Origin of the sequence: Aliivibrio sp. S3MY1 (genome assembly GCF_028765575.1) — a bacterium.
Classification (GTDB): domain Bacteria; phylum Pseudomonadota; class Gammaproteobacteria; order Enterobacterales; family Vibrionaceae; genus Aliivibrio.
The window spans coordinates 94,690-105,074 of sequence record NZ_JARACO010000013.1 but is presented as its reverse complement, the minus strand read 5'-3'; the positions used below and the strand labels follow the sequence as shown (position 1 = coordinate 105,074).

At 39.2% G+C, this 10,385-nt stretch carries 9 protein-coding genes and 1 pseudogene; 5 read left to right on the top strand and 5 right to left on the bottom strand.

Annotation, left to right across the window (positions count from 1 at the left end):
- From PVK62_RS10590 to zipA, 3 genes and pseudogenes are all read right to left on the bottom strand, one after another.
- Positions 1 to 171 (bottom strand): annotated as a pseudogene (locus PVK62_RS10590) (porin); the annotation flags it as partial.
- Positions 172 to 694: 523 nt separating this feature from the next.
- Positions 695 to 2,701, bottom strand: coding sequence for an NAD-dependent DNA ligase LigA (gene ligA / locus PVK62_RS10585; protein WP_274444334.1), 2,007 nt, complete (start codon positions 2,699 to 2,701; stop codon positions 695 to 697).
- Between the two features lie 90 nt (positions 2,702 to 2,791).
- Positions 2,792 to 3,754 (bottom strand): cell division protein ZipA, encoded by a 963-nt coding sequence (gene zipA, locus PVK62_RS10580; RefSeq protein WP_274444333.1) that lies wholly within the window; start codon positions 3,752 to 3,754, stop codon positions 2,792 to 2,794.
- A 288-nt stretch (positions 3,755 to 4,042) separates the two neighbouring features.
- Here zipA and cysZ point away from each other — a divergent pair, with 288 nt between their 5' ends.
- From cysZ to crr, 5 genes are all read left to right on the top strand, one after another.
- Positions 4,043 to 4,795: a sulfate transporter CysZ gene (gene cysZ, locus PVK62_RS10575; RefSeq protein ID WP_274444331.1), complete on the top strand. Its 753-nt coding sequence runs from the start codon at positions 4,043 to 4,045 to the stop codon at positions 4,793 to 4,795.
- Positions 4,796 to 4,928: 133 nt separating this feature from the next.
- Complete coding sequence (gene cysK, locus PVK62_RS10570) at positions 4,929 to 5,897, top strand: cysteine synthase A (protein WP_274444330.1); 969 nt, start codon at positions 4,929 to 4,931, stop codon at positions 5,895 to 5,897.
- A 319-nt stretch (positions 5,898 to 6,216) separates the two neighbouring features.
- On the top strand, positions 6,217 to 6,474 hold the full coding sequence (ptsH, locus tag PVK62_RS10565) for a phosphocarrier protein Hpr (protein WP_005420435.1): 258 nt from the start codon (positions 6,217 to 6,219) through the stop codon (positions 6,472 to 6,474).
- A 56-nt stretch (positions 6,475 to 6,530) separates the two neighbouring features.
- The gene (gene ptsI / locus PVK62_RS10560) at positions 6,531 to 8,255 is read left to right on the top strand and encodes a phosphoenolpyruvate-protein phosphotransferase PtsI (protein ID WP_274444329.1); all 1,725 of its coding nucleotides are present in this window, start codon (positions 6,531 to 6,533) and stop codon (positions 8,253 to 8,255) included.
- 76 nt (positions 8,256 to 8,331) lie between these two features.
- On the top strand, positions 8,332 to 8,841 hold the full coding sequence (crr, locus tag PVK62_RS10555; protein WP_274444328.1) for a PTS glucose transporter subunit IIA: 510 nt from the start codon (positions 8,332 to 8,334) through the stop codon (positions 8,839 to 8,841).
- Between the two features lie 161 nt (positions 8,842 to 9,002).
- Here the strand turns inward: crr and PVK62_RS10550 are convergent, their stop codons facing one another.
- Both PVK62_RS10550 and PVK62_RS10545 read right to left on the bottom strand, forming a co-directional pair.
- On the bottom strand, positions 9,003 to 9,908 hold the full coding sequence (locus PVK62_RS10550) for a Dyp-type peroxidase (RefSeq protein ID WP_274444326.1): 906 nt from the start codon (positions 9,906 to 9,908) through the stop codon (positions 9,003 to 9,005).
- Between the two features lie 83 nt (positions 9,909 to 9,991).
- Positions 9,992 to 10,384 carry a hypothetical protein gene (locus tag PVK62_RS10545; protein WP_274444324.1) on the bottom strand — a complete coding sequence of 131 codons (393 nt, stop codon included), beginning with the start codon at positions 10,382 to 10,384 and terminating at the stop codon, positions 9,992 to 9,994.
- Position 10,385 lies beyond the last annotated feature (1 nt).

The window sequence follows — 10,385 nt, the reverse complement described above, 5'->3', positions numbered from 1 at the left end:
GCCCTTGTTGCCATTACCAGTAACGTTATAATTAACTAGTGAGATAGCCGCAACACCATAAGCTTCTACAGTAAAGTCAGAGTTAATACCCACTTCTTTTGCTGTAACACCTGCAGATGCCAAAGCAACCGCAGCCCCTAATAACGTTGTTTTAAAAAATTTGTTTTCCATGGAATAAAACTCCTAAAAATGGATATCGCTGTATTGGTTATTTATTGGCTTTAAGTTGGCCGCCGAAAGCAATAAATAACTCTCCTAATTCACACAATTTTTAAATAAGAAAAATTCAAAAATCGTAATTACCTTATATTTTTCCCTGCATACACCAAGTGCATCCATGTAATTAAGACTAAACAGATCAAAAAAAACATAAAACAAAAACTTAATTTTCTATAAAAAAAATATGAGCGAGCGCAAACTTCTTTCGTGTTAGTGATTAAGATCAAATTAAACAGATTAATAATCATAAAAAAACATCTTTAAAAGCTAAATCAATACGTTATAAATATAAAAAAAGACTCAATGCGACGAGAATCTCGTTATTTTGAAAACGGTTGATTATCCTCTATAAATAGTTACAACCAGTATCGGTACAAAGATTTAAGTTATACCGACCAATAAAAACCATTAGTTTCAGAGATAAAAAAAAGGAGCTCTACGCTCCTTTTTTATTTAATGAATGGCTGTTTTATTGTTAATTTAGTAACTCAATTAACTGTTCTTCATTCATTACTTCTACTCCAAGCTCTTCCGCTTTGGTTAATTTAGACCCTGCAGCCTCACCCGCAAAAAGAATGTCGGTCTTTTTAGATACGCTGCCTGTTACTTTTGCACCTAATTCCTGTAGTGCTGCTTTAGCCTCATTACGTTTTAATTTATGAAGTGTCCCTGTAAGCACCACCACTTTTCCTGCTAATGGTTGCGGAACAGATTCATCAAGCGCTTTAATTTCAGGCCAGTGAATGCCCATTGCTTGTAAATCGTCAATAACTGTTTGGTTGTGTGGTTCTGCAAAGAAGTTTAAAACATGTTTGGCAACAACATCACCGACATCACTTACTTCGATTAATTGCTCAAGTGTCGCCGCCTGAACCGCCTCTAACGTGGCGAAATGTAGAGCTAAATTTGCAGCAGTGGCTTCACCCACTTCTCTGATACCTAAAGAGTATAAAAATCGAGGTAAGGTCGTTGCTTTGGCTTTATTTAAGGCATCAACCACATTTTGAGCTGATTTAGGTCCCATACGCTCTAGTACGGTTAAAATACCTGCTGATAATTTAAATAAATCAGCGGGAGTTTCGACCATTTCTTTATCAACTAACTGCTCGACTACCTTGTCGCCTAAACCATCAACATCAAGCGCTTTACGAGAGACAAAATGCTTTAGTGCTTCTTTACGTTGAGCAGGACAGACTAAACCTGCACCACAGCGAGTAACCACTTCGCCTTCGACTCTTTCAAGCTTAGAATCACAGGCTGGGCAGTTTGTAGGATAAATAATGGCTTTACTGTCTTCTGGGCGACGAGCTTCAACAACCGAAACAATTTGTGGGATCACATCCCCCGCTCGACGAATGATAACAGTATCGCCAATATGGACACCTAAGCGTGCGATTTCATCTGCATTATGCAGTGTTGCATTACTTACTGTGACGCCACCTACGAATACAGGTTCAAGTTTTGCGACCGGAGTAATAGCCCCGGTACGCCCTACTTGAAACTCGACATCATTAAGAACCGTCAGCTCTTCTTGTGCTGGAAACTTATAAGCAATCGCCCAGCGAGGTGCTCTCGCTACAAAACCTAGTTGTTCTTGAAGCTCAATATCATCAACTTTAATTACCACGCCGTCGATTTCGTATTTCAATGCATCTCGGCGCTCAAGAATGTCTTTATAGTAAGCTTTTACTTCTGCTAAAGAGCCGCATTGTTTGGTCTCTTCACACATAGGTAATCCCCAGCCTTTAAGCTGAACAAAACGCTGATAATGGCTTGCCTCTAATTCACCGCCTTCAATCACACCGACGCTATAAGCATAAAAACTCAGTGGACGTGTTGCGGTGATCTTTGAATCTAATTGACGTAAACTGCCTGCCGCCGCATTTCGTGGGTTAGCAAATGGCTTTTCTCCGCGTTTTAACGCTCGTTCATTTAAAGCATCAAAGCCCGCTTTTGGCATAAAGACTTCACCACGCACTTCTAATCGTGTTGGCCAACCTTCTCCTTGCAGCGTTAACGGAATACAACGGATCGTTCTTACGTTTTCAGTGATATTCTCTCCCGTTGAACCATCACCACGAGTTCCTGCTTGTATTAATTTACCATTTACATAGAGCAGACTAACCGCAAGACCATCCAACTTAGGCTCACAACAGAATAGAGAAACAGGTTTAGCAATAAGACGATCGTTCATTCTTTTTTCAAAGGCTTCTAACTCTTCGTCACTAAATGCATTATCAAGAGAAAGCATTGGGATCTCATGCTGAACTTGAGTAAAACCATTCAACGCCTCCCCACCCACACGTTGACTAGGTGAGTCAACGCTCACCAACTCTGGATGTTCAGACTCTATAGATAGCAATTGCTGCATCATGCGGTCATATTCTGCATCAGGCAGCTCAGGGCTATCTTCTACATAATAACGATAAGCGTGGTAATTCAGTTGTTGTTTTAGCTCATCTAAGGTCTGTTCAATACTCATGATTCATCAACTTCTTGTTCTGTTTTCTAAAAATAAAAAAAAGGCTCAAAAAGAGCCTTTCTCATTAATACTAATTCTATAGTAGATAATCTATTTACGGCAAAAAACTTTCGCTCTTCCCTTATATTCATCTATTTTATTTGGTGTCAGCATGGCTCTTTTTTCATCGAGAACATTACCACCAAGCTCTGAGCTTACTAACTGAGCCGTCTGTAACATCAGTTTAAAGTTATGTTCAGCATCACCAAAACACGGTAATGGTAAGAAGAATGAAATACCTGGTGTTGAAAACGCTTCACCTTCTGGTACTTGAAAATGCCCAGGCGAAACCATATTCGCAGCACTAAATAACACTTTTCCAGTTCCTGAAAGATCCGAATGGCGATGATAGATCCCCATATCACCAAACACTAATCCATTTTGCTCAAGACTATTGAACAAACGATTTCCGTTAAAGCGCTCTGTTCCCATTCCATGAACATTAATTACAATAACGTCTTCTTTCGGCTCAGGCTCAGATTCTGGTTCTGGCTTTGTTTCTATAATAGGCGCAACCACCGGCTCTTCTACTATTATTGGCTTTTCAATATGCAGTTCTGGCTGAGGCTGTTTTTCTTGAACGATAACGGTATCATCAATTGCCGAAAAGGAGATCATTGGCTCTTCTTCGATGATTATCTGTTCTTTTACCGGTATCTCATTAACGACGGCCTCTTGTATTTCAACAGGCTGCTCTTTAATCACTGCAATAGGCTCTTCAAGCGTATTTTCTTTATGCTCAAAATCAAAAAGAGGATCCGTTGAAAAAGCCGGTTCTTCACGTGTAAATGCAGGCTCTTTTCTCTCTGTTTGCGTATTAGCTTCTTCTTTTGCTTGATCAAAACCACGCATAGGAGCGACTTCGTCATCATCAATGTCTGAATCAAAATCGATGTCTACTTTTTTCCCAAATTTTGAGTTTGTTTCTTTTCGACTTGTCCATAAGCCATGAAACAATAACGCCGCAATGGCCAATGCCCCAACAAGTATCAACACTAATCGCAATTCTTGCATCGCTAACTCTCTGCTCTTCTGCTTTATTGAGCTTCCCTCTCTTATTGATTAAAAGAAAGAAGCTAACTTTAACTACTATATTAAAGTAGTTTAACTAATCACGTTAATCTACCACTACTTCCTGATAATGTACCAAATAATAGCCCCATTGTTGAATAACAAAATGAAAGTGGTGACATAAATCTTACATTTGAACAATTTAGACCGACTTTATTTACTCTAATTCCATTTATTTGTGCTTATTTTTGAGTATAGTGAATACATGATACACAACCGTAAATTTTGATTATGAATTCATTGAAACAAACTCAATCTGGTGTTCAGTACTTTTTTACTGGCATATCACTCGCTATGACGCCGGGTATTCGTCGCTTTGTGTTTATCCCTCTACTGATAAATTTTGTACTTTTAGGGGGATCGTTCTTTTATCTCTTCAATCAAATTGGCGGTTGGATTGAACAGATATTAGCTCAAATTCCAAGTTGGTTAAATTGGCTCTCTTATATACTCTGGCCACTTATTGTTATCAGTATTCTTGCCGTCTTTTCTTACTTCTTTAGTACCATTGCAAACTGGATAGCAGCCCCATTCAATGGGTTATTAGCGGAGCACTTAGAAGCAAAATTAACCAATCAACCAGCTCCGAATGGCGGAGTTCTTGATGCACTGAAAGACTTGCCACGGATCTTTACAAGAGAATGGCAAAAACTAAAATATTACCTACCAAAAGCATTAGGGTTATTTATTTTATTTTTTATTCCTGCGATTGGTCAAAGTATCGCTCCTGTTTTATGGTTTTTGTTTACCGCCTGGATGATGGCCATTCAATATTGCGATTATCCATTTGATAATCACAAAGTTCCATTTGAAACCATGCGAGACGATTTAAAAACTAATCGTGGAAAATGCTTATCTTTTGGTTCTTTAGTTACTCTGTTTACTATGACTCCAATTTTAAACCTATTTGTAATGCCTATTGCTGTTTGTGGTGCGACCGCTATGTGGGTCGACGTGTATCGTAATAAGCATACAAACCGTTAATCCATAACTTATAACCTTTTGATCCTTTCTCATTTGAGTAACTCTTCGTATTCTAAATAGGTAGAGTGACTCAAAAGAGTACAGACATCATAACCCATACAATCACGCTTACCGTGTAATGAAGGAACAGATCATGACAAAGATTTACGAAGATAATTCTCAAACGATTGGTAACACACCGCTAGTTCGCCTTAATCGTGTAAGTAAAGGGAACGTATTAGCAAAAGTTGAAGCTCGTAACCCAAGCTTTAGTGTTAAGTGTCGTATTGGCGCTAACATGATTTGGGAAGCAGAAAAAGCAGGCACGTTAAAAGAAGGTATTGAGCTTGTTGAGCCAACGTCAGGTAACACTGGTATTGCACTTGCTTTTGTTGCTGCTGCTCGTGGTTATAAACTGACACTAACAATGCCTGCATCAATGAGCCTTGAGCGCCGTAAACTGCTTAAAGCACTAGGCGCAAACCTAGTATTAACAGAAGCACCTAAAGGTATGGGTGGCGCGATAGCAAAAGCGGAAGAAATTGTAGCAAGTGACCCAAGTAAGTACCTTCTGCTTCAACAGTTTAATAACCCAGCAAACCCTGAGATCCATGAAAAAACAACAGGTCCAGAGATCTGGGAAGCAACAGAAGGTAATATTGACGTATTCGTTGCAGGTGTTGGTACTGGTGGTACATTAACGGGAACAAGTCGTTTCCTTAAACACACCAAGAATAAAGCCGTACTTTCAGTTGCGGTAGAACCCGCTGAGTCTCCAGTAATCGCACAGGCGCTTGCTGGTGAAGAAATAAAACCAGCGCCACATAAGATCCAAGGTATTGGTGCAGGCTTTATTCCAGGAAACCTAGATTTAGCATTAATCGATCGTGTTGAAGCCGTCACTTCAGAAGATGCTATTGAAATGGCTCGTCGACTGATGGAAGAAGAAGGCATTTTAGCTGGTATCTCTTCTGGTGCTGCTGTGGTTGCAGCGAACCGTATTGCTGAACTTCCAGAATTTTCAGGCAAACAAATTGTGGTGGTATTACCAAGTTCAGGAGAGCGCTACCTAAGTACTGCTCTTTTTGCTGGTTTGTTTACAGAACAAGAAAACGAACAATAAATCTACGTTTTTCATGTGTTCAAATCAATTTTTCCTCCAAAAAAGCCCCTTAAGGGGTTTTTTTGTTGATTTCATTTCACTCCTTAGTAATAATCTAGCCACTTTATTTTTAGGTATAAAATAATTACAATCCAAGATAAAGTATCAACATTAGACTCGTTTAATGTTACAAAATAAGAAAGAATATATAAATTACTGTCGTTAGCCTATTTACTCTTAGATGGATTGTTTCTAAGGCTGTGATGTGCGAAAGTACATTCATAAACAGAATTGGTTAACGACATTAATTCAACATAAAATATAAATCGGGGTATACACAATGTATTCACAAGACGTAGTAATCACTGCAGAAAATGGCCTTCACACTCGTCCAGCGGCTCAGTTCGTTAAAGAAGCAAAAGGTTTTGATGCAAAAATCACAGTTACTTCTAACGGCAAAAGTGCAAGTGCTACTAGCCTTTTCAAACTTCAAACTTTAGGTCTAACTAAAGGTACTAACGTAACTATCTCTGCTGAAGGCGCTCAAGAGAAAGAAGCGGTAGATCACCTAGTTAAACTAATGGACGAGCTGCACTAATCAGCTTTTTCTTTATTATTCTCATTCTCTAATTTGATCAATGTTAAGGTAAAGCTATGATTTCAGGCATTCTAGCATCTCCAGGTATTGCTTTTGGTAAAGCATTATTACTTCAGGAAGATGAAATTGTCCTAAACAAAACTCCAATCTCTGAATCTCAAGTAGAAGCAGAAGTTAAATGTTTCTTTGACGCTAGAGCTAAGTCTTCTGAGCAATTAGAAGCGGTTAAAGCGAAAGCGCTAGCAACATTTGGCGAAGAAAAAGAAGCTATTTTTGAGGGGCATATAATGCTTCTTGAAGATGAAGAGCTAGAAGAAGAAATCTTAGCCCTTATCAAAGACGACAAGCTTGCTGCTGATTTTGCAATTTACTCTGTAATTGAAGAACAAGCGTGTGCTCTTGAATCTTTAGATGATGATTATCTAAAAGAGCGTGCTACAGATATCCGTGATATCGGTAGCCGCTTTATTAAAAATGCACTAGGCATCAACATTGTTTCGCTAAGTAATATCAATGAAGAAGTTATCCTAGTTGCTAACGATTTAACGCCTTCTGAAACAGCGCAAATCAACCTAGACTACGTTCTTGGTTTTGCTTGTGACATCGGCGGACGTACTTCTCATACTTCTATCATGGCGCGTTCTCTTGAACTTCCTGCTATCGTTGGTACTAACGATATCACTAAGCAAGTGAAAAATGGCGACATACTGATTCTTGATGCAGTTAACAACAAGATTGTTATCAACCCATCAGAAGCAGAACTAGCAGAAGCTAAGCAAATTCGTGACGCACAAATTGCAGAAAAAGAAGAGCTAGCAAAACTTAAAGACCTACCAGCTATCACTCTTGATGGCCACCAAGTTGAAGTTTGCGGTAACATCGGTACAGTTAAAGACTGTGACGGTATCATCCGTAACGGCGGTGAAGGTGTTGGTCTGTATCGTACAGAATTCCTATTCATGGATCGTGATGCACTTCCTACTGAAGAAGAGCAATATGTTGCTTATAAAGAAGTAGCAGAAGCGATGCATGGTGAGCCAGTGATCATCCGTACTATGGATATCGGTGGTGATAAAGATCTACCATACATGGATCTTCCTGAAGAGATGAACCCATTCTTAGGATGGCGTGCAATCCGTATCAGTTTAGACCGTCGTGAAATTCTACGTGACCAATTACGTGGTATTTTACGTGCATCTGCACACGGTAAACTGCGTATCATGTTCCCAATGATCATTTCTGTTGAAGAAATCCGTGAGCTGAAAAAAGCAATCGAAGAATACAAAGTAGAACTTCGAGCTGAAGGCCTAGCATTTGACGAAAGCATCGAAATCGGTGTAATGGTTGAAACGCCAGCAGCTGCTGCAATTGCACACCACTTAGCGAAAGAAGTTAGCTTCTTCTCTATCGGTACTAACGATTTAACACAATATACTCTTGCTGTTGACCGTGGTAACGAAATGATTTCTCACCTATACAATCCACTATCTCCAGCGGTTCTGCTTGTAATCAAGCAAGTAATCGACGCTTCTCACAAAGAAGGTAAATGGACGGGTATGTGTGGCGAGCTAGCGGGTGATGAGCGTGCAAGTTTACTTCTTTTAGGTATGGGTTTAGACGAATTCAGCATGAGTGGTATTTCTATCCCTCTTGTTAAGAAAATCGTTCGTAACACAAACTTTGCAGCAGTAAAAGCAATGGCAGATGAAGCTCTTCAAATGCCTACCGCAGCAGAAATTGAAGCACACGTTGAAAAATTTATCGCAGAAAATACTAAGTAATAGTATAGTTGCAAAGAATTAAATATAGCCACTAAGTTTTAGTGGCTATTTAATATAAACTTTAGGGAGCTACACAATGGGTCTGTTTGACAAAATTAAAAACGCATTTTCTTCTGAACGCGCTGACGCTGGTGCTATCGACATCATCGCACCTCTTTCTGGTGAAATTGTAAACATTGAAGATGTGCCAGACGTAGTGTTCGCTGAAAAAATCGTTGGTGACGGTATTGCTATCAAACCTGCTGGCAATAAAATGGTTGCTCCAGTAAACGGTACGATCGGTAAAATCTTTGAAACTAACCACGCTTTCTCTATCGAATCTAACGACGGCATCGAGCTTTTCGTTCACTTCGGTATCGATACTGTTGAACTTAAAGGTCAAGGCTTTACTCGTATCGCTGAAGAAGGCCAAGAAGTTAAAGCTGGCGACACTGTAATCGAATTTGACCTTGCGTACCTAGAAGAGCACGCTAAATCAACGCTTACTCCAGTTGTTATCTCTAACATGGATGAAATCAAAGAGCTTACTAAGCTTTCTGGTGCTGTTACTGTTGGTGAATCTCCAGTTCTTAAAGTAACTAAATAATCTTTCCTAATCGACTGATTTAGTTTACACAAGACATGAAAAAGGCCGCTGTTATCTCTAAGAGAAAACAGCGGCCTTTTTGTATCTACTCTAATATAAAAAATTAAGTAAATACCATTATATCTAATGGTACCTACTTTAGTTTTAACTTTAGAACAGAATTATTTAACTTTTAGCTCAGCGAACATTTCTTGTGATGGCGCGAAGAAATAACCACCAGTAACCGCGTCTGTAAAACGCAATAGTTGATCTGTTTTCCCATCGATTTCACCGTACATGCTATCCAACATAACCTGGAAGTTATGTACTGAATGACAATAAGCAATAAACAGTAAACCATGCTCGCCTGAAACCGAGCCGTATGGCAAGCTATGACGTAAAATCTTAACGCCCTTACCATCTTCTTTAATATCTACTCGACCTACGTGAGAAGCTGCAGGAACGTCTTCTAGCTCTATTGAATCAGGCTTAGTTCGACCGATAACTTTTTCTTGTGCAGATACAGATAAACGGTTCCATGCCGGGAGCTTGTGAATGAATCGTTGGCACATCATGTAACTGCCACCCGCGAATTCACCATCAGCAATTAATGCCACTTCTGCACGCGCTTCATCTTTTGGATTTTCAGTACCATCAATAAAGTCGGTCATATCACGAGAATCTAAAAAACGATAGCCCGACACTTCTTCTTTGATTTCAACATGCTCAGAGAGCACATTCATCAATTTACGCAAAATATAGAAGTGTAGATCATGGCGGTTTGAGTGGATATGAATATAAACATCGCCATGGGTTGCTGGCGCGATAATCTCACCTTTACCTAATTGCTTAAATTTAGCCAATTCAGAAGGCATAGGTGCAGATAATGTAGACCAGAAATCTGCGCCAAAAGAGATAGCGCTACTTAAATTTGCGTCTGGTTGTTCTTCATTTAGTTCAGAGATTAAAGATGGCAGTGATTGTAACTGCTCAAGAACAAGCTGAGGATTACTGTTAATATTCATCGTTACATATAATGCAAAGCGATCAGGTTCTGGCAGTAATGCGGTTTGAGGTGTATAAGACATGAACTCAGTTCCTTTCTTAGATTGGATTAACTGAGCTCATTATATGAAATAAATTTTGAAATTGTTTGATAATAAATAAGAGTTCACGAAGAAATCACTTCAACAGACAGCTTAACCGTTTCATTTGCCGAAGAATCAGAGACCATATAAGATTCTTGATTGTTTAATTTAGCAATGATAGTCGGTGCACATAATACTCTCACCCTACCTTCACTTTCTTCTTCGACAACACGAAAGGCAATTTCTACATTTTCAGCATCTATGTTCTTGATCTCAGCCCAAGCTTTAACTTGAGACTGCTTATCAATCGAATTAAACACCAATGTTTCTTCCCCCAATACCAGTGAGGAGGATGAATTTGTCATATACTGTAAATTAGGGCGATTGATCTCTAACCCAACATCCAATTGCCAATCCGCCATTGCTAGCGGACTTAGTAAAGCACTAAATAATAACGCGCTTGTTGATAAATCCATC